An 18,803-nucleotide genomic window follows, 5' to 3' on the forward strand; every position below is an offset into this window, starting at 1 on the left:
GTATTGCGGAGATATGTCATTGCCGGTCTCCGTCTAATTCGGTTGACTGCTGCAGGCGAGCGGCATCTTGAGCGAGCCCTTCGCAACAGGAGACGGGTCGGCGGGCACAGGCACCGTCGCGAGGTAGGCGGCCACCGCAGTGATGTCCTTTTCGGTCATGCGCGTGGTCATCGTGTGCATGCAATCGGGTTGGGCCGTGCTGCGCGTGCCATATCGCCATGCGCCAAGCTGCGCGCTGATGTAATCGGCATGGAGTCCGACGAGCCCCGGTATCGCGGGGTTCATGCCGGTCAGCGCGCCGCCATGACAACTCACGCACGCGGGAATCTTGCGAGACGGGTCGCCATGCGTCACGAGTTGCTGGCCGAAGCTGAGCGTTTGCGCGTCGACGCGCGGGATTTCCGGTTCGCGCGCGGGCGGACGTTGTTGGGAGAAGTAATCGGCGATCTGCTGCAAATACGCATCGGGCATATACGCGAGCAGATAATTCATCGGGGGGTATTTGCGCCGGCCGTCGCGAAACGCGAGCAACTGGTTATACAGATAGCCCGAGGGCTTGCCGGCGAGCCTCGGGAAGTAATCGTTGTCGGTGCCCTGCCCCTGGCCGCCATGGCATGCGGCACAGCCCATGACACGGGCTTCCATCGTGTCGGGTGCGCGTTCGGGCGCGGCTTCATCGGCATGCGCTGCAACGCTTGCACACGCAAGCCATGCAAGCCCGGCGACGTACGCCACGCGTGCAACGTGTGCCACCCTTGCGACCCGCGCGCCTTTGGCGCGCACGCTGTAGCGATTCACCACCCCGATTCTCCTTAGTGTGCTGCACGATGCTTCTGGCTGGACATCGTGCTCGACCCGTGCGCCGTACACGACACCACGCCACCACGACATGACAGGCCGATTTATTCTTCTATGGTCTGCCGTTCAAGCTTTTGATCTAGCGCAAGCGTGCGCGAAATGAGACGCGCAACGCGCATGGCTCTTGCAGGCAATACCCATCACATGCTCTGCCTCACACTGCAAAGCGACGCACCTGCGCTTCGAAAAATCATTAAAAGCTTATCGAGTGTAAATCGTTCGTTTTGAGTCGGCAGAACGGCGCGGGTCGTCGGTTGGGAATTCGTTTGCACTCTAACTAATAATCGGTTAGCACAAAAAGCAAGTGCGTCAGGCAGACCAGCGCTGCATGACGCACATATGACGCGACCACAACTTGCATCCGTGATCGCGTCGAAACCCAAAGGACCTTGATGTTTGCCCGATAGCCCTGATCGATAGTTTTTGCGATCTTTGTTGTCGTTGCGATCTTTGCGATCCTTGCTGTCGCTGCTCTCGCTGATTTCTTTACGGTCCTTCGGTCAAAGGGTCATCAATGATTCATTGTGAATTCTTCAATGCCCCCCAGCCGCAGCGGCCTGCGCGGCACCGCTCTTGGATGGCTTGGTCAGCCAGATCAACGGAATGATCATGATGAAGATGACCGCTGACAGCCAGAAGATATCGTTGAGCCCCAGCATCGCGGCTTGCGTATTAGCTGACGCCTCAAAAAATGCGAGTGCCTTGTCGGGGCTCGCATGGAGCAACGTCTGCACGCCATGCATCGAATCGACAAAGGTCGGATTGTTGACACTCGCCTGCTCCATCAATTGCGAATGATGGAGGATCGTCCGGTTATTCCAGCCGGTGCCCGCGAGCGATGTGCCGACAGCGCCGACAAACACACGCACAAAGTTCGACAGCCCCGCCGCTGCCGGTATTTTCTCGGGCGGTAGCCCCGACAAGATAATGGCCGTCAACGGCACGAAGAAGAACGCGGTCGGTATACCTTGAAGGAGCGTCGGCAACACCAACGTGTATGTATCGACACCGGTCGTATAGTTCGAGCGCAAAAAGAAGACCCCTGCAAACCCAAGGAACGCCAGCGTCGCAAGCACTCGCAAGTCGAGCTTCGCCATGAACTTGCCCATGAACGGCGCGAGCACGACGGCAAACACACCAAGCGGCGCGGTCACGAAGCCAGCATCGACCGAGCGGTAGCCGAGATATTCCTGCATCCACTGCGGCAGGATCACGAGGTTCGCGAAGAACACGCCGTACGCGACAGAGATCGCGATCGTTCCCCCCGCGAAATTGCGCTGACTGAAGAGCTTCACGTCAACGATCGGGCTCTTCTCCGTGAATTCCCAGATCACAAAGAATGCGAATCCGACCACCGCAACGATGGTCAACGTGATGATCACCGACGAGTTGAACCAGTCGAGGTCCTTACCCTTGTCGAGCATGATCTGCAACGCACCCACCCAGACGATCAAGGCGCCGAGTCCGATCTTGTCGATCGGCAGCTTGCGCGACGGTGTCTCGCGGTGACGATAGAGCGCCCACGTCACGCCGGCCGCAAACAGACCCACGGGAATATTGATGTAGAAGATCCACGTCCAGCTATAGCTGTCCGTGATCCAGCCGCCAAGCGCCGGTCCTGCGATCGGCCCCACCGTCGCGGTCATGGCCCACAAGGACAATGCGGTCGAGCTCTTCTCTTTCGGATACGAGCTCAGCAGCAGCGACTGCGACAACGGCGTCAGCGGCCCCGCGACGGCGCCCTGCAGAATACGTGCCGCGAGCAGCATGGGCAGCGACGTGGCCATGCCGCACAACCACGACGACAGCACGAACAACAGGATCGACGCGACGAAGAGTTTGACCTGCCCCACACGCTGCGTGAGCCAGCCCGTCAATGGAATCGAAATCGCGTTGGCCGCGGCGAACAGCGTGATAACCCAGGTGCCCTCGTCGACGGACACGCCGAGGTTGCCGGCGATGGTCGGCACCGCGACGTTGGCGATCGACGAGTCGAGCACATTCATAAAAGTTGCCAGCGCGACAGCGACGGTGCCGAGCGCAAGCTTTCCGCCTGTGAGCGGCGGGAGTGCGGCGGGTTGCGGTGATGAGCTCATGTCGGGTCCATGGGTTAGGTCGCCGTGCTGCGTTTGTCATGCTTTCGATCGATAAATCTGACTTGTCAGATGTAGCGGCGAAAAAAAATGCGCCGGCATTGGCACATCGTTTTGCGTGGGCAAGCATGACGAACGCAGTCGTCAACACGAAGGCTCGGGCAGAGCCTCAATTGACGCGAACATTATCTGACTCAGCAGTTATTGTCAAATTAGATTATTTCCTGTCAGGTTATTGGAAGAAATCCACACGCAATCTTGACGGCACCCTTCCCAAGCCCAATCCCTTGCCCTATCCCGCCCCCCCTCTCGCTGCGTTGGACATCGAACTGGAAGAGACATGCCCCCATCGTTCGCTGACGCACAACGTTGGTTCGCACGGAACCCCGTTGCGCTGTAGATTACGTATCCGCCCCCGATCGGTGCCTCCGCCTTGCAAACGCTACCGCCCATCCGCCCGCACGATCTGCTCTGGATTGCCGATGCCCGCGACCTGATACTCAGTGAGCCCGCGCCTGCGTGGCTCACAGCCGGCTGGCTCGCGCAGGTTCCTGTCGTGGTGCGTCGCGAGCTCACTCGCGATGAGGACATCGTCCCGGTCGGCGTGCGCGGAATGAGCCGGTCTGAACGCGTCGCCGGCCATGTCAACGCGCCGCGCATTGAGCGGCGGCTCACGCCTGAAGCGGTCGTCGACGGTGCCGCGCAGACATTGCCGGTCTTCGACGCCGAATTACCTTGCCTGCGTGCGCTCTCATGGGCGACACCGAAGCTCGCCGCCATCCAGCTTGCATGGGGCGTAACAGGCAGCGTCGGTTTCGCCCTGGCCACGGGCTTGCCGGTGCTGCGTGACGCCAGCGATCTCGACGTGCTGCTTCGCGCGCCACGACGACTGACACGTGCCGAGACCGATGCCCTGTCCGACATGCTGAGCAACGCACCTGCACGCATCGATCTCCAGATCGACACCGGCATCGGCGGCTTTGCGCTACTCGAATGGCTCGCGGGTCGTGGTCACGTGATGCTCAAGACGGACCGCGGCCCTGTACTCGTCGAAGATCCGTGGCGCGTAGAAGAGGTCGAAGCGGCATTGGCCGGTCTCGCCAGGCCGCGCTCATCAATGCCGACAGTGGCAGCGACGTCGTCATCGACTTCGGCGCCAGCACCGTCACCGTCACCGACGTCGACATCGACATCGAACCCGCCCGCCGCACACCCATGACCTTGATTCTTTTCACATTCCCCGGCCAGGGTTCGCAACGCGCGGGGATGCTGCATGCGCTCCCCGACGAGACCATCGTGCGCCAGACGCTCGACGAAGCGAGCGTCGCGCTCGGCCGCAATGTCCTCGAACTCGATACCGACGCGGCGCTCGCGTCGACCGTGGCGGTACAGGTCTGCCTGCTCGTCGCTGGCGTTGCTGGCGCACGCCTGATCGAATCGATGTCGGGCGCACCCGACATGGTGGCCGGCCTGTCGATTGGCGCCTATCCGGCTGCCGTCACGGCAGGAATACTGAGCTTGCGCGACGCGGTCGGATTGGTTGCGCGGCGTGGCGCACTCATGGAGCAGGCCTTTCCGCATGGCTATGGAATGATGGCCATCTCGGGCCTGAATCAGCGTGCGGTCGAACGCGTGCTTGCGGAAGTGCATGGCCCGGACATGCCGGTCTATCTCGCGAATCTGAATGCCGAGCAGCAGATGGTGATCGCAGGTCGCGACGATGCCCTGGCGCGCGCAGGGGCGCTCGCGATCGAACGCGGTGCCCGCGCGGCCGATCGCATCCGCGTGCCGGTGCCGTCGCACTGCGAACTGCTCGACGACGCGGCGGCTGACCTGACTCGCGCATTTGAGGGCGTCACGCTAAAGCACCCCCGATTGACCTATCTCAGCAGCAGCATGGCGCGTGCAATGTTCGACCCTGACAAGATCGGTGCCGATCTCGCGGCGAATATGGCGCACCAGGTGCGCTGGCACGAAACGATGCGTCTCGCATGGGAGCGCGGCGCGCGCCTCGCTGTTGAGATGCCAACCGGCAACGTGCTCACGCGACTGAGCGCCGATATCTTCGAAGACAGCGTTGCCGTGAGCGTCAGCGACACGCGCCCAGACAGTATTCAGGCGTTGATCGAACGTGCGCGCGCGATGGCGGAGTAGCCAACGCTCGGATCACGCGATCGGCGCCCCAAGGGATGGAGCCGCGCCGAGCGGTTGCGACAGCCGGCACACAGCCAGCAAGGCCAGCAGGTTGGGGTCACGTTCGCGCGCGCGGCGGAACGTAAGCCCGATCGTCTGCCGCATCGCATAGTCGGACACGAGGTCGATGAACTGCACCTTGTCGCCGAACGCCCCGCGCACACGGCCCGGCAGCAGCGTGCACCCGACGCCTCCGCTCACGAGATTCATCAACGAAAAAATATCGCCGGTGCGCATGACGACTTCGGGCGTGAAGCCGGCGATTCGAAATGCATCGTCGAAGTTGTGTGAAGTCGCAAAGCCGTCGGCAAGCGAAACAAAGCGCTCGCCGCGACAATCGCGCAGATCGATCTTCGTCATCTGCGCGTATTTGGAACCCGCTGGCGCCGCGAAGAACAGATCATCTTCGAACAGCGCGACCGATGCGAGTTCAGGATCCGGCGCAGGGATTGCCATCAGCACCGCATCGAGTTCGCCGAGCTTGAGCCGTTCGAGCAATGTCGCGTTCGAACCCAGCGCCAGTTCGACTTCGAGCGCAGGTCTGCGCACCTTGAGGTCAATCAGCACGCTCGGCACGGCGCGCGTCGTCAGCGAATACATCGAGCCGATCCGCAAGCGGTTCGATGAGTACCCCGCGGCCTCGCGCGTCGCGCGAATGCCCTCGTTCATCGTGGAGATCACCTCACGCGCGGCATCGGCCAGCACGCGCGCCGCGTCGGTCGGATTCAGATTGCGGCCTTCGTGGCGAAACAGCGAACACCGCATGCCCTGCTCGAGCGAATGCAGCGCGCGGTGCACGCTGACCGTGCTCAGGTCGAGCGCCTCGGCCGCCTTGCCCAGGTTGCCTGTCTCCATATACGCAAGCAGCACTTCGAGCTTGCGGAACGTGATTTCTTCGTCGATTCGAGTGCGCATGCGTGAGGCAGGCCGAGTCTGGATCGGCGCATTATCCGCTGATCCGGTCCCGACTTCACGGTGCGCCATCCATGCAATCGGGACCGGGCAACGCAGACGTGTGCATGCGCAAGTGCGATGCGCAACGCGACCGCGAGCGATGCCATGTGCGAACCCGGGCGTATAACGGGCTGATGCCGGGCGGCCGCACTCCCGCGACGAAGGACTGCGCCTGGTGTTACGCCGTGCGCACGGTCCGCACATCCTCGGCCGCCACCTCGCCGAATGCGTCGCTGAACAGATAGGCGACGATCTTGCTCGCCGACTCATCGGGCGAGGCCAGCTGGGCGTCGCGCTTGAGCGCTTCGAATCGTTGACGGTCCGGGAACCGTTCGAGCGCCGTGTCGCGAATCTCGGACTGCATCTGCGTATCGACCACGCCCGGCGCGAGGCTGCAGATGCGGATCGAGCGATGCGCGTCGATGGCAAGCGCCCGCGCGTGATGGTCGAGTGCGGCCTTTGAGCCGCAATAGATGCTCCAACCCGCATAGGCATTACGCGCCGCACCGCTCGACACATGCACGATACGACGGTCGGTCACATTCGTGCTTGCCTGCGCAAAAGCCGCCGCCAGCATCATCGGCGTCGCAACGTTCAGCTGGATCGCACGCGCGATGCTCACAGGGTCCTGAGTTTCGAGCCCGCCGATCGGGCCGAGCATGCCGGCGTTGTTGATCAGCACGACGCGCTGCGCTCCGGCGAGAAAGTCCTGCAAGCGCGGGGTGGCGATCCAGCGTTCGATGCTGGCCGCGTCAGCGAGATCGACCTCGTCTTGCGCAAACGTCTGCGGGAACTGTTCGGCAAGCGTCGCATTCGTACCGCGCGACAAGCCCAGTACCCGAATGCCCTGTTCAAGCAACTGCGCCGTGATCGATGCGCCGATGCCGCGCGTGTGTCCGGTGACGATCGCCCTGGTGATCGAAGAGTCCTGCATGCGTGCGCCCCTGCTGAGTCGATGGTCGTTGTCGTCGTTACGCGCGCGAAGCTGTCACATGCCGTCCTGCGGCTCGCCCCCGTCATGAAGGCACGTCCGGCTCGCGCAACGCCAAGGCTATCAAACGCCCCCCACGACAACGCAAGTGGCTTGCACGCGTTGATGCGCGCAAGCAACACGCACAAAACATACAGCTGGGTTACGGCAATACGGAAAGCGCCGTTACAATCTCGGGCATCACGCATTTCGAACCGCGCCTACCATGCCTTCAGACGCCCCGAGCGACGTTTCTTCCGATGACTTCGATGCCTATGTCGAAGCTTTCCAGGCGCTGTTGCATCGCCCCCTGCCTCTCCCCGCCGAATACGATGGCCCATTGACCCCGCGGCACGTTGATTCAAGCCGACCCGTCATTGCGATCGTCTCGCCGCATCCCGACGACGAATGCATCGTCGGCGGACTGCCCCTACGGCTGCGCCGCGAGGCCGGCTACGACGTCTTGAATATCGCAGCGACCCTCGGCAGCAATGTCGAACGGCGGGATGAACGCTGGACTGAACTGACACACGCGTGCAACGTGCTGGACTTCGCGACGGTCGACCCGCATTTCGTCGATCGCCTGCCCTTGCATTGCAAGCGGCGCGAAAGCGAGCCTGACTCATGGCGGCGCGATGTCGCACGACTTGCAGAAGTCTTCGCGGAATGCGGACCGGCCATTGTCATGTGCCCGCATGCGGAAGACGGCTCCGCTTCGCATATCGGTACCCATGCGCTGACGCTCGATGCGCTCGCGGTCTATGGCAAACCGGTCTGGTTCGTGCAAAGCGAGTTCTGGGGGACGATGCCCTCGCCCAACCTGCTGGTCGAACTGTCTCCGGCCGATGTCGCGATCCTGCTCCGTGCACTGGTCTGCCATCGCAAGGAAGTCGAGCGCAATCCGTACCACCTGCGGCTCACGTCGTGGCTCGCCGACAGCGTGCGGCGCGGCGGTGAAACGGTTTTCGGTGCCGGCCTCGAGCCGCCTTCGTATGATTTCGGCGCGGTATACCGGGTCGATCGCTGGAACGGTCATCGGCTCGAGCCGTCCGATCGCCGCGGCGCAGTCGCTGCCCATGAATCGTTGTCGACGTTCTTCGAGATCTGAACCGCGGCGCCCCACATCTCAGACCCATACCCGGACCCAGGCTCAGACCCAAGCTCAGACTCAGAAGCTCAGACTCAGACTCAGACCGCACGCCTCACAATTACACCTACACTTACGCCGCAGACCGGGAGACTGTTCATGGTGCCAAGCACGCGCAGCCGCAACACGTTTCGAGCCTGGCTAGCCTTTACGTCGATCGGCCTGGCCACCCTCTCCGGCTGTGCGAACGAAGCGCCGCTTCCCGCCAACGACGGTCCTGCAGTCTCAATGCCGGCACGCAGCGACGTCCCCTCGCTCAAAACCGCGATGGCACCGTATTTCAAAGTGGGTGCAGCGATCGAGCCCGACTCGACCGAAGCGCCCGCCGATGCAGCACTCATCGCCGCACAGTTCTCGAGCCTGACTGCCGAGAACAAGATGAAGCCGGGCACCATCGGCGTCGGCGAAGGCCGCTATGACTTCCGTGCGGCCGACGAAATCGTCGATTTCGCGCAGGCCCACGGCATCGCGATGCGCGGGCATACGCTCGTATGGCACTACAAAAATGGCAACTGGACCGAGGCGCCCGCGTGGTTCTTTGCCGGTGATCCGGACGATCCCGGTTACCGTTCTCGCGTCGCCGCGCGGCTGACGCGATATGTGACGGACGTCGTCACACATTTCCGTGGCAAGGTCTATGCGTGGGACGTGGTCAATGAAGTGATCAGCGACGACCCGCACGCGGTGTATCGAGAAGACAGTCCGTGGTACCGCGCGCTTGGCAAGGACTATATTGCCATCGCGTTCCAGGCGGCACGCGCTGCCGATCCGCAAGCCAGGCTGTATATCAACGAGTACAACACGGACGACGCGGGTAAGCGCGCCAAGCTACTTTCGGTAGTACGCGATCTGCGCGCGCAGGGTGTGCCGATCGACGGCGTCGGTCATCAGATGCATATCAGCGTCGAATGGCCGCCGATCGCGAATATCAAACAAGCTTTTGACGACGTCGCGGCGCTCGGCCTCGAAAACCAGGTGACCGAGCTCGACGTGAGTTTCTATAACGATCCGGGCCTGTGCTGGAGCGACCACAATGCGTGTCGTCCCGACTACGGACGTCACGTGCCGAACGATCTGGTCCGTGCACAGGCGCTGCGCTATCGCGCCTTGTTCGACCTGTTCAAGACCGAACCGTCGATCAAGGCCGTGACGTTCTGGGGCTATTCAGATAAGCACACCTGGCTCTCGTCGACGCCGGTGCCCCGCACCAACCAGCCGTTGTTGTTCAACGCGGCCCTGCAACCGAAGGCCGCGTTTTGGGCGATTGTGGATCCGACGTACCGGCCTTGAACATGCGGTGCACTCAGCGCGCAACGCCCTCGCTCGTCGCCGCGTTCGCCGCATAAGGCGACCAACGCGCGAACAGTCGATACAGCACAAAGCTTGCAATGAGTGACGGCAGCGACGCGCCCCACTGCGGCTGAAATCGCGTGATGTATTGGTAGAGCGCAATGCCGATGACCCACGCAATCGCGCCGACCCAGCTCAGCGACACCGAGGTCGCGTCGGGCGTTCTCGGGCGCACGCCGTGGTGTGCGATGACCACACCGAACAACGGCACGAACACCGAGCCCAGCAGATAGAGGAAGTCCTGATAGTTCTGGATCGGCAGCAGCAGTGCCAGTAGTGTGGCCACTGCCCCTAGGACGGGCCCCCATACGCGGACCGACCACTTCGGCACGAGGCTGTGCGTCGACACCGCGGCCGAGTAGAGATCGCTATACCCGTTATCGGTTTCGTCGATCAGGATCAGGGCCAGTGCGAGCGCACCGAAGCTTGCCTGAAGGATCGTCGGCATCAGGTCCGCACCCGGGTGCAGCGCGGCGATCAGGATCCCGAGCAGGAAACACCAGGCGTTGGCGAAGCCATACCCGACAAACGTGCCGCCAAACGCCGCGCGTGGCGAGCGGCCATAGCGGGTGTAGTCGGCGACCAGCGGAATCCATGAGATCGGCATCGCAATCACGAGGTCGACGGCCGCGGCGAACGCAAGACCGCCCTTGCCCGGCTGCGTCAGCAGTGCCGGCGTCGCGTCGTGGACGAAGCGGATCGTCAGCCAGACGAGCGCGGCCAGCATCAGCCAGAGGCCGACGCGACGGATAAAGCGCCGCACGACGCCGACCATGCTCAGCGCAAGCAGTCCCATGAGCACGAGCCCGGCGATGACAGTCAGCACCCCGGCGTTGACCGGACCGAATGCCTGCTTCGCGATGGCGCCGAGTCCGTCGCGCAGCACGACGATCTCGAACACCGCCCAACCGAGCAACTGAAGCACGTTGAGCGCGATGGGCAACACGGCAAACCGCTTGCCGAGCGCGCTCCAGATCAGGCCGGCGCTCGATACGCCCGACACCGAGCCGAGATAGCCGACCCACGCCAGCAGCAGCGTGCCGCCGATCGTACCGATCGCGACCGCACCCGCTGCGCCGACAGCGCTAAGCGCAGGAATCAACAGGGCACCGGCCTGCATGACGAGCAGGCCAACGCCAAGGCTGCCCCACAAGGCGAGGTAATCGGGAAAGCCGAGCGTGCGCCGATCGGCGGGAATGGGCCGCAACGACTCGTTGACCACCTGCGTCGTGTGCGAAGAATGCGAGGAATGCGGAGAAGCGGACATGATGCGGCTACCGGTTGAATCGAGGACTGATCCGGCGCGCCGTGTGAGGAGACCTGCACGCTTCCCTACGCTGGTACGATCCAGATCAGGTTCAGCGGGTCGAGTGCTGGCGGGTCCGCAATTTGCGTGCAGCAAATACGTGGAATCCCGCAGGCGCCCTCTCAGCCGGCATCCACCGGCTCCCCGAGCAAGGCGCCACCTTCGCACGGGCGGCGTCGTTCGTCAAATGGAATGCGGCGGAATTGTGACGCCCGGCGCGAAATCGCAACGCAGCCGTTGCGGCTTGCGGCTTGCGGCTTGCGGCTTGCGGCTTGCGGCTTGCGGCTTGCGAGACATGACACCCCGGGACATGCGACGGTTCGTCCGCATCAGGGCGCCCACACCGGAACGCGCGCGTAGAACACACGCCGAACGCACGCAGGCGCATCGCAGTACACTGCTTGAAAGCCGTCGAATCCATCTTGCTGACAAAGGAAGTTTGAAATGACGCCCGACCCGTCCCGCCCGACTAGCGACAACGAAGCCACAGAACGCGCGTCACGCCCCGATCCCGAGCACTTCCACGCTGCATTGGGTCATGTTGAAAGCCAGTACGGCTCGGGCCATCTTGCGGCGAGCGCCGCACGGGGTCTTGTCTACAGCATCGTCGAGACGCTCGGTGCGCTCGTCGGCGATCCCGACCTGCCCGAGCATGCTCGCTCGGGCTATCAAGGCCTGCTTGAATCGGCTCGCGAACTGCGTACGAAAATCGGCGAATGACGACCTCCCGGCCGGCGTCGCTGATCAATCCGAACCCGCCGAGCGTCGAGCGTCCACGCGTACGCGTGGGCATCGGCGGCTGGACCTTTGAGCCGTGGCGCGGCACGTTTTATCCCGATCGTCTGCCGCAGAGCAAGGAACTCGAATATGCGAGTCATGAGCTGACGGCCATCGAGATCAACGGAACGTACTACGGCCTTCAGAAGCCCGCGACGTTCGCCAAATGGCGCGACGAGACACCCGACGGCTTCATCTTCTCGCTCAAGGCCACGCGATACGCGACGAATCGACGCGTGCTTGCCGAGGCCGGCGACTCGATCGATCGCTTCGTGCAGAGCGGCATCACCGAACTCGGCCCCAAGCTCGGACCGATCGTCTGGCAATTCGCCACGACCAAGGTGTTCGACGCTGATGATTTCGAAGCGTTTCTGGCGCGGTTACCGAACAAGATCGATAGCCATACGCTGAGGCATGTGCTCGAAGTCCGGCACGCGAGTTTCATGACGCCCGACTTTGTCAAACTGGTGCGCCGATACAAGATGGCGACGGTGTTCACCGATTCGCCCGACTACCCGTCGTTTGCCGACCTCCACACCGACTTCGCCTATGCGCGCCTGATGTGCGCCAGCGAGAAACGCAAGACGGGGTATGCGCCGAAAGCACTCGACGAATGGACTGAGCGCGCGGCCACCTGGGCCAACGGCGGCACGCCGGAAGACCTGCCCCGTGTCGACAAGAAGGACAAGGCCGCCCGCAAGCGCGACGTGTTCGTGTTCTTTATCAATGGCGCAAAAGTCCGCGCACCGGAGGCGGCACGCGGACTCATCGCAAGACTTCGGAAACGCGGCGCATAGACTGCATGCATCGAGTCGGCCTGTGGCTCGTCGCCGCAGGCCTTTTCGACGCTCGATGCATCAGGCTTCCCGATAGTTCATCCAGACCTTCATCGGGCCGCTTTCGCGGTTGTGCCACGCGAAGTACGGGATCGCGACGAGTTGCAGCGGCGACGCTTCCCCAGCCGCGGGTTCACGTTGCTGTCCGAAGGGGCGATACAGCTCACCCGTCCAAGCCGAATCGATGGCCCGGCGTTGCGCCGTGCCCTTCAATGCAACGACACCATCGAGCAGCGACGGCTCCCAATGCGCCGAGATCTGTGCGGGATCGACAAACAGTTCATCAAGATCGACGCCCTGCATATCGGCCTGTTCGACGCAATACAGCACCGGGCCACGGCTGAACGCGATCCGGCCGCGATTGTCGGGCACCTTCGGATGGCTTTGCCACACGCGCACGTCCATCGGCAGTTGCAGGCGCACGGTATCACCCGTCTTCCACGTGCGATGGATCGTGACATAACCGTTCGAGTCCGGCGTCGCATCCACCGACCCGCCGTTCACGGAAAGCGACACGCCAGCGGCCTTGACCGTGCCGTCCCGCGCTTCGCGTGAAGACAGCGCAGCCTGACCGTTGGCCCAGCCCGGAATCCGGAGCTTGAGTGCAAGGTCACCGTCCGTGTCGATCGTGAAATCGACCGTGCCTTCCCACGGGTACTGTGTGCGTTGCGTGATACCGACCGTCTTGCCCGCGACTTCGATACGCGCGTCGCTGTCGAAATACAGATGCACGTAAAGCGATTCCGCATCCGTGCCGTAGACGTATCCCGGCAGCGAAGCAATCGTGCGTGCGACATTCGGCGGACAGCACGAGCAGTAGTACCAGGGCCGGCGGCGATGCGTGCCGTCGTTCTCGAGCGGGTTCACGTAGTAATACTCGCGGCCGTCGAGCGACCAGCCCGGCAGCATGCCGTTGTACAGCGTCCATTCGAACAGATCGACGTAGCGCGCATCACCGGTCGCAGCGAGCATCCGGTGGCACCACATCATGCTGGCGATTGCTGCGCACGTTTCCGTATAGGCCTGCGCGTTCGGCAATTCATAGTCGACGCCGATCGACTCGCCGTCGTAGCGCGAGCCGACACCGCCCGTGATGTACATACGGCTAGCCGTGAGCCGGTCCCATAGCGTTTCGAGTCGGGGCAGCAAGCCCTCTTCGCCGGTCTCGAGATAGAGATCGGTGACCCCGCTGCACATATACAGCGCACGTACCGCATGGCCCGCAAGCGACTCCATCCGGTCGAATGGCACGTCGTCCTGGAAGTACGCATCGCCGAAGCGTCCGCCCTTGAGGAGGCCGTGACCACGCGCCTTGATAAAGAACCGCGCGAGTTCGAGATAGCGCGAATGCCCCGTTTCACGGGCCAGCTCGATCAGCGCCATTTCGATCTCTTCGTGGCCGTCGACCGCTTCGACCTTCCCGTCCGATTCCGGACCGAAACGTTTGCACAGCATGTCGGCAAAGCGCGTCGCCACGTTCAGGAGGCGCCCGTTGCCGGTAGCCCGATGATGGGCGACCGCGGCCTGGATCAGGTGTCCGCCGACATACATTTCATGCAGGTCGCGCAGATTGGTCCACTTTTCGTTCGGACGATCGACCGTGAAATACGTGTCGATATACCCGTCTTCCTCCTGCGCGCGCTCAATCAGCGTGATGCCTTCGTCGATGCGCTTTTCAAGCTCGGCATCCGGGCCGCGGGCGATCAGCCACGAAGCGGCTTCGAGCCACTTGTAGAGGTCCGAGTCATTGAAGAACAAGCCTTCATACGGGCCATCATATTCGCCGAACACACGACGGAAGTTATTGAGGCGATTCGTCGATTCGAGATGATCCCATTGCGTGGGCAGCGTCTCTTTGCGATTGATGTCGAAGCGCCGTCCCCAGAAGTCGCCGCGCAGTTCGACCGCGGTCACAGCCACCGGTTTGATCCGGGCATAGGCCGTCGAGGCAAACTCGACGACCACGGGATGACGCATAGTTCTCGTGTCGTTCATGGTCAGCAATGGAGTTACGCCTTGACCGCACCAGCGATCAGGCCATGGATATAAAAGCGTTGAAGCAAAAGGAACAGGGCCGCGCACGGCAGAATCGAAATCGTGATGCCTGCCTGCATGAGGCCCCAGTCGACTGAACCCAGTTGTCCGCTCTGCGCATTGAGCAACGCGACCGGCAGCGTGTAGTTGCTCGAGTCATTGACCAGAATCAGCGCCGCAAGCAGCTCATTCCACGAGCCGAAGAACGCGAACAGCCCGGCCGTGACGAGTCCCGGCATGACCAGCGGAAGCATGACGATGCGCAGCGACTGCATCAGGCTGCATCCGTCGATCAGCGACGCTTCCTCGATCTCGCGCGGCACCGCATCGAACGAGTTGCGCATCATGAAGACCGCGAACGGCAGCTGGAACGTCGTGTACACGAGCGCCAGACCGAACAGCGTGCCCTGCAGATGCATCCAGCGCAGAAGCACAAACAACGGGTTGAGAATCGACTGGAACGGAATCATCAAGGTCGCGAGAATCACGACAAAAATGATGTTGCGGCCCTTGAATCTAAAGCGCGAGAAACCGTAACCGCCGAGCGTACACAAGACCAGCGTCATGATGACCGTCATGGCCGTGACCGACGCGCTGTTGCCGAGGTACCGCCAGATTCCTGCGCCGTATTGGGCGAGATTCCGGTAGTTGTCGAACGACAGGTGCGACGGAAAATACTTCGGCGGCGAAGCGCTTGCGTCAGCCGGCGGATACAGCGATACGAATGCCGACCAGACGATCGGGAATAAAAAGACCAGCGTCAGGACACCACAGACCAGGTAGTAGAGCGAAACGGAGCTTCGCCCCCTGATCCCGGCGAACCGCCGACGACCCGGCAGTTCGCTCTGGCTGGCTGAAGGAGACACAGGACTGGTCGAGCCGTACTCCGGCTCGGCGGAATGCAGCGTGTTACTCATGATCGTCTCGCAGAAGGAACATCTGAATCACGCTGAGGATCAGCAACACGATCAGCAGCACCACAGACATCGCCGCACCGTAGCCGAGCTTGAAATACGTGAACGATGCGCGGTAGATCCAGTGCACGACGGTGATCGTGCTGTTCATCGGTCCACCCTTGGTCATCACGTAGAACTGCTCGAACGCGAGGTACGAGCCGATCACGGCCATGATCAATGCCAGCGCAAACGTGCGTCGCATCAGCGGCACGGTGATGAATCGCTGTTGCGACCACCAGCGCGCGCCATCGATGCGGGCAGCGTCATACAGGTCCTGCGGGATCGCCTGCATGCCCACGAGCAGGATGACCATCGTGAAGCCCGAGGCCTTCCAGAGCACCATGACGACCAGCGAAGCCAGCGCCGAGTTTGTCTCGCCGAGCCACTGGACCGGCTCGTCGACGATACCCAGCTGCATGAGCACGGCGCTGAAGATCCCGACCTGGTCGTTGAACATCCAGACCCAGAGCAGGCTCGCGGTGGTCATGCCGATCACGACCGGCAAGAAGTACGCTGTCCGGAAGATCCCGACAAAACGGCTTGCGCGATTCACCAGCATCGCCAGCACGAACGCCAGGATAAAAATGGCCGGGGTCACGACCAGCGTGTATTCGGTCGTGAACCAGAGCGCGCCCCAGAACGAGTCGTCGTGCAGCAGGTCGATGTAGTTGCGAAAGCCCGCGAATGTCGCATGGCCCATCAGCGGCCAGTGATACAGCGACATCACCAGCGTCATCACGAACGGTGCGAGGAAGAACACCGTCGTGAAGATCACACACGGCAGAACGAACCAGTAACCCGCGCGTTGCCGGTCCGCGCCACCCGATTTCGGGCGGCGCGAGCGGCGCGGCGGGAATCCTGTTTCGCGAGCCGGCGTCTCAGTCAGGACACCCATGATGCTGCACTCCGTAATGCACGTGACTTACTGTGCGTTGAGGATTTGCGTGAAACGCTGTTGCGCAGTCGATACCGCCACATCGACGCCCTTGCCGAACACAGCCTCCTGGATCATCGCGAGCCACGGGCCGTTCGGATCGTTAATCAGCTGGTTGAACTTCGTGCTGTACGGCGTATGGCCCTGCGCCATGGCGGTCGACGCAATCTCGTAGCGGCTGTCGAGCTTGCTGTACTGGTTCGAAGCCAGGTCCGTACGCACCGGGATGCTGCCGTTCTTCGCGAACTGGTCGACCTGCACCTGTTCGCTGAGGCACCACTTGATGAAGTCGAGCGCTTCGGCTTTGTGCTTGGAACTCACAGGCACTGCGATCGAGTCACCACCGGCGAAGCTTGACCATTGGCCGTCCTTGCCAGGCAAGTAAGCCAGACCAAAGTCGATCTCCGGATGATCTTTCTTCAGGAGTCCGATCGAAAACGCACCGGAACCCACCATGCCCACCTTGTTCGTCAGGAACGCATTGATGAAGTTCTGGCCGCTGTCCGTCTTTGCGCTCGACGGCATTTCGCCGGCTTCCCACATGCGGCGATACATCGCGAGCGTGCCCTTCAGCGCGGGGTTGTCGAGCGTTGCCGTCTTGCCGTCCTGCGACAGCACGTCGCCACCCGAAGCCCACACATACGGCGTCATCGTGAAGATGTTGCAACCGCCGCAGGCGCCCGAGAAGTAGAAGCCCTTCACGCCGCCACCCAGCGCCGTGATCTTCTTGGCATCCGCTTCAAGTTCGGCCCATGTCTTGGGCGGTTGATCCGGATTCAGACCAGCTTTTTTAAATAATGTTTTGTTGTAAAGCAACATTGAACTTTCAGCGCTGAAAGGCAATGCGTACTGTTTGCCCTGATACTGCGCCAGGCGCGTATGGGATGGGCTAAGGCTTTGATAAAAAGGAAGTTTTTTCGCTTCGTCGGTGATATCGGCGAGCTGACCGGCGGCCGCGAAAGCAGGCACATAGATCAGGTCGATCGCCACCACATCTGGCGCTGCACCAGCGGCCGACGCTGTACCAAACTTCGTCACGAAATCGTCGTTCGGCACCACCGTCAGGTTGACCTTCGTCGGGTGGGCGTCGTTCCAGGCCTTGACCACGGGGCTCACGAAACCCGAGTCCGATGCGCGGACCCAGAACGTGATTTCGTCGGCGTGCGCATGACCGGCCATGAGCGCGGCAGCACTCGCCCACAGCGAAAGCCATCGCTTGTAGCGAACCATAGTGTCTCCTCCAATATGAGTGCGCATCGTCCGAGCGTTGCGCACATCCTGTGAAGGTGCGACCGGCCCGGTGTGCGCGATTACGCTTCTGTTGAACGTGCTTTTTTCTACCATGGCGCGGCGCAACATCATCCAGCGGTCGTTTTGGCCAACGCACGGTATGCAAAGGTTGACATGCCCGCGCCGTGCTCACAAGATGAAGAAACCGAAGCAAAACAGGCGAATTCCGACTTTTTAGAAAATGGACGAATCGACGTTCGAATGGGCGAGTCCGCTGGGTCTCGAGGCAAGCAACGGAGGCTTGTTTGTCTCGCGTGGCACGGGCGTGCATCCGTCACGTGTGATCCACTCGTATGAGCTGATTTTCGTGAAGCAAGGCATGCTCGCGCTGCATGAGGCCGGGCGTCAGTTCGAGGTGTCGGCGGGTGAAACCTTGCTGCTCTGGCCCGGGCGGCTTCATGGCGGAACCGCGCCGTTCGCACCCGATCTGCAGTTCTTCTGGGTGCACTTCACGTTGCCCGAAGCCGCGCAAGGTCAAACGATGGTGTGGCCGGATTCGTCCGTACTGCGCGTACCTCAGCATGCGTTAATTGAACGTCGCGAGCATTTGACAGGGCTTTTTCAGCGCCTGCTCAATGACCAGGAACTGTATGGCGTGCAACCGTTTCCCGACAGCCTGACGATCCTGCTGATGCTGTGGGAACTCACGCGGTCGCGCGGGGCGACGGCCAGCCTCGATGGAGCACCGCAACGCCTGGCAGCAAGTGCCGATCGCCTGATCCGCACGCATTTTCACGAAGCCATCAGTGCATCGACGATCGCGGACCAACTCGGCTGCAACGCGGACTATCTCGGCCGAATCTTTCGCTCGGTCTATGGTCGAACGCTGACCGATGCGGTGCATGACCGGCGCATGCTTCACGCAGCGATCCTGCTTGCCGAAGGCCGCCTGACGATCGATCAGGTCGCACGCGAATCCGGTTTCGAAGACTGCGGTCATTTCCGGCGCATCTTCAAACGCAGCAAGGGGATGACGCCGAATGCGTTTCGCCGGCTGCATCTGCGCGTGCATGTGAACACGGCATAAGAATACGAAATGAACCCGGGCTCGTCCGGAATAAATCTCCTGGTCACATCGTTCATCGAGTGCAATCACTCAACATGC

General features: G+C 61.9%; 16 protein-coding genes and 1 riboswitch. Of the genes, 7 read left to right on the forward strand and 9 right to left on the reverse strand.

Annotated features, from left to right (window positions below):
• Positions 1-33 precede the first annotated feature (33 nt).
• Both ACMFWR_RS21220 and ACMFWR_RS21225 read right to left on the reverse strand, forming a co-directional pair.
• The gene (locus ACMFWR_RS21220; RefSeq protein ID WP_413197313.1) at positions 34-645 is read right to left on the reverse strand and encodes a c-type cytochrome; all 612 of its coding nucleotides are present in this window, start codon (positions 643-645) and stop codon (positions 34-36) included.
• Positions 646-1,391: 746 nt separating this feature from the next.
• Entirely contained in the window at positions 1,392-2,954 is a 1,563-nt protein-coding gene (locus tag ACMFWR_RS21225; protein ID WP_413196660.1) for a DHA2 family efflux MFS transporter permease subunit, read from the reverse strand.
• Positions 2,955-3,384: 430 nt separating this feature from the next.
• On the opposite strand from ACMFWR_RS21225, the gene ACMFWR_RS21230 reads away from it, so the two are divergent.
• Positions 3,385-4,170, forward strand: coding sequence for a malonate decarboxylase holo-ACP synthase (locus ACMFWR_RS21230; protein ID WP_413196661.1), 786 nt, complete (start codon positions 3,385-3,387; stop codon positions 4,168-4,170).
• Positions 4,167-5,105 carry a malonate decarboxylase subunit epsilon gene (gene mdcH, locus ACMFWR_RS21235; protein WP_413196662.1) on the forward strand — a complete coding sequence of 313 codons (939 nt, stop codon included), beginning with the start codon at positions 4,167-4,169 and terminating at the stop codon, positions 5,103-5,105. The genes ACMFWR_RS21230 and mdcH overlap by 4 nt, the downstream gene beginning before the upstream one ends.
• A 12-nt stretch (positions 5,106-5,117) precedes the next feature.
• Here mdcH and ACMFWR_RS21240 read toward each other — a convergent pair whose 3' ends face one another.
• Both ACMFWR_RS21240 and ACMFWR_RS21245 read right to left on the reverse strand, forming a co-directional pair.
• Entirely contained in the window at positions 5,118-6,059 is a 942-nt protein-coding gene (locus ACMFWR_RS21240) for a LysR family transcriptional regulator (RefSeq protein ID WP_413196663.1), read from the reverse strand.
• A gap of 217 nt (positions 6,060-6,276) precedes the next feature.
• Complete coding sequence (locus tag ACMFWR_RS21245) at positions 6,277-7,032, reverse strand: SDR family oxidoreductase (protein ID WP_413196664.1); 756 nt, start codon at positions 7,030-7,032, stop codon at positions 6,277-6,279.
• Between the two features lie 262 nt (positions 7,033-7,294).
• On the opposite strand from ACMFWR_RS21245, the gene ACMFWR_RS21250 reads away from it, so the two are divergent.
• Together ACMFWR_RS21250 and ACMFWR_RS21255 are read left to right on the forward strand one after the other, a co-directional pair.
• A complete protein-coding gene (locus tag ACMFWR_RS21250) occupies positions 7,295-8,176 on the forward strand; it encodes a PIG-L deacetylase family protein (protein WP_413196665.1) in 882 nt (293 codons plus the stop codon).
• 138 nt (positions 8,177-8,314) lie between these two features.
• A complete protein-coding gene (locus tag ACMFWR_RS21255; protein ID WP_413196666.1) occupies positions 8,315-9,505 on the forward strand; it encodes an endo-1,4-beta-xylanase in 1,191 nt (396 codons plus the stop codon).
• 13 nt (positions 9,506-9,518) lie between these two features.
• Here ACMFWR_RS21255 and ACMFWR_RS21260 read toward each other — a convergent pair whose 3' ends face one another.
• Positions 9,519-10,832, reverse strand: a complete 1,314-nt coding sequence (locus tag ACMFWR_RS21260; RefSeq protein WP_413196667.1) for a purine-cytosine permease family protein — start codon at positions 10,830-10,832, stop codon at positions 9,519-9,521.
• Positions 10,833-10,877: 45 nt separating this feature from the next.
• Positions 10,878-11,028: riboswitch (TPP riboswitch) on the reverse strand.
• Positions 11,029-11,315: 287 nt separating this feature from the next.
• Here ACMFWR_RS21260 and ACMFWR_RS21265 point away from each other — a divergent pair.
• Both ACMFWR_RS21265 and ACMFWR_RS21270 read left to right on the forward strand, forming a co-directional pair.
• Positions 11,316-11,591, forward strand: coding sequence for a hypothetical protein (locus ACMFWR_RS21265; RefSeq protein ID WP_413196668.1), 276 nt, complete (start codon positions 11,316-11,318; stop codon positions 11,589-11,591).
• Positions 11,588-12,445, forward strand: coding sequence for a DUF72 domain-containing protein (locus ACMFWR_RS21270; RefSeq protein WP_413196669.1), 858 nt, complete (start codon positions 11,588-11,590; stop codon positions 12,443-12,445). The genes ACMFWR_RS21265 and ACMFWR_RS21270 overlap by 4 nt, the downstream gene beginning before the upstream one ends.
• Before the next feature lie 60 nt (positions 12,446-12,505).
• On the opposite strand, the gene ACMFWR_RS21275 is transcribed toward ACMFWR_RS21270, so the two are convergent.
• The 4 genes from ACMFWR_RS21275 to ACMFWR_RS21290 are packed head-to-tail and all read right to left on the reverse strand — an operon-like array spanning position 12,506 to position 17,638.
• A complete protein-coding gene (locus ACMFWR_RS21275; protein ID WP_413196670.1) occupies positions 12,506-14,461 on the reverse strand; it encodes a glycoside hydrolase family 127 protein in 1,956 nt (651 codons plus the stop codon).
• A 32-nt stretch (positions 14,462-14,493) separates the two neighbouring features.
• Positions 14,494-15,435, reverse strand: coding sequence for a carbohydrate ABC transporter permease (locus tag ACMFWR_RS21280; RefSeq protein WP_413196671.1), 942 nt, complete (start codon positions 15,433-15,435; stop codon positions 14,494-14,496).
• Positions 15,428-16,369: a carbohydrate ABC transporter permease gene (locus ACMFWR_RS21285; protein WP_413196672.1), complete on the reverse strand. Its 942-nt coding sequence runs from the start codon at positions 16,367-16,369 to the stop codon at positions 15,428-15,430. Before ACMFWR_RS21285 ends, ACMFWR_RS21280 begins: the two co-directional genes overlap by 8 nt.
• A gap of 27 nt (positions 16,370-16,396) precedes the next feature.
• On the reverse strand, positions 16,397-17,638 hold the full coding sequence (locus ACMFWR_RS21290; RefSeq protein WP_413196673.1) for an ABC transporter substrate-binding protein: 1,242 nt from the start codon (positions 17,636-17,638) through the stop codon (positions 16,397-16,399).
• Positions 17,639-17,879: 241 nt separating this feature from the next.
• Here ACMFWR_RS21290 and ACMFWR_RS21295 point away from each other — a divergent pair, with 241 nt between their 5' ends.
• Positions 17,880-18,725: a helix-turn-helix domain-containing protein gene (locus ACMFWR_RS21295; protein ID WP_413196674.1), complete on the forward strand. Its 846-nt coding sequence runs from the start codon at positions 17,880-17,882 to the stop codon at positions 18,723-18,725.
• Positions 18,726-18,803 lie beyond the last annotated feature (78 nt).

Origin of the sequence: Pararobbsia alpina (genome assembly GCF_965118125.1) — a bacterium.
Lineage (GTDB): Bacteria > Pseudomonadota > Gammaproteobacteria > Burkholderiales > Burkholderiaceae > Pararobbsia > Pararobbsia alpina_A.

What these genes read in the sequence shown, in the direction of transcription:
- mdcH (WP_413196662.1), top strand. Translation starts at nt 4,167, where the DNA reads ATGACCTTGATTCTTTTCACATTCCCCGGCCAGGGTTCGCAACGCGCG.
- ACMFWR_RS21275 (WP_413196670.1), bottom strand. Translation starts at nt 14,461, where the DNA reads ATGCGTCATCCCGTGGTCGTCGAGTTTGCCTCGACGGCCTATGCCCGG.
- ACMFWR_RS21290 (WP_413196673.1), bottom strand. Translation starts at nt 17,638, where the DNA reads ATGGTTCGCTACAAGCGATGGCTTTCGCTGTGGGCGAGTGCTGCCGCG.
- ACMFWR_RS21260 (WP_413196667.1), bottom strand. Translation starts at nt 10,832, where the DNA reads ATGTCCGCTTCTCCGCATTCCTCGCATTCTTCGCACACGACGCAGGTG.
- ACMFWR_RS21285 (WP_413196672.1), bottom strand. Translation starts at nt 16,369, where the DNA reads ATGGGTGTCCTGACTGAGACGCCGGCTCGCGAAACAGGATTCCCGCCG.
- ACMFWR_RS21250 (WP_413196665.1), top strand. Translation starts at nt 7,295, where the DNA reads ATGCCTTCAGACGCCCCGAGCGACGTTTCTTCCGATGACTTCGATGCC.
- ACMFWR_RS21280 (WP_413196671.1), bottom strand. Translation starts at nt 15,435, where the DNA reads ATGAGTAACACGCTGCATTCCGCCGAGCCGGAGTACGGCTCGACCAGT.
- ACMFWR_RS21255 (WP_413196666.1), top strand. Translation starts at nt 8,315, where the DNA reads ATGGTGCCAAGCACGCGCAGCCGCAACACGTTTCGAGCCTGGCTAGCC.
- ACMFWR_RS21295 (WP_413196674.1), top strand. Translation starts at nt 17,880, where the DNA reads ATGGACGAATCGACGTTCGAATGGGCGAGTCCGCTGGGTCTCGAGGCA.
- ACMFWR_RS21265 (WP_413196668.1), top strand. Translation starts at nt 11,316, where the DNA reads ATGACGCCCGACCCGTCCCGCCCGACTAGCGACAACGAAGCCACAGAA.
- ACMFWR_RS21270 (WP_413196669.1), top strand. Translation starts at nt 11,588, where the DNA reads ATGACGACCTCCCGGCCGGCGTCGCTGATCAATCCGAACCCGCCGAGC.
- ACMFWR_RS21220 (WP_413197313.1), bottom strand. Translation starts at nt 645, where the DNA reads ATGGAAGCCCGTGTCATGGGCTGTGCCGCATGCCATGGCGGCCAGGGG.
- ACMFWR_RS21225 (WP_413196660.1), bottom strand. Translation starts at nt 2,954, where the DNA reads ATGAGCTCATCACCGCAACCCGCCGCACTCCCGCCGCTCACAGGCGGA.
- ACMFWR_RS21240 (WP_413196663.1), bottom strand. Translation starts at nt 6,059, where the DNA reads ATGCGCACTCGAATCGACGAAGAAATCACGTTCCGCAAGCTCGAAGTG.
- ACMFWR_RS21245 (WP_413196664.1), bottom strand. Translation starts at nt 7,032, where the DNA reads ATGCAGGACTCTTCGATCACCAGGGCGATCGTCACCGGACACACGCGC.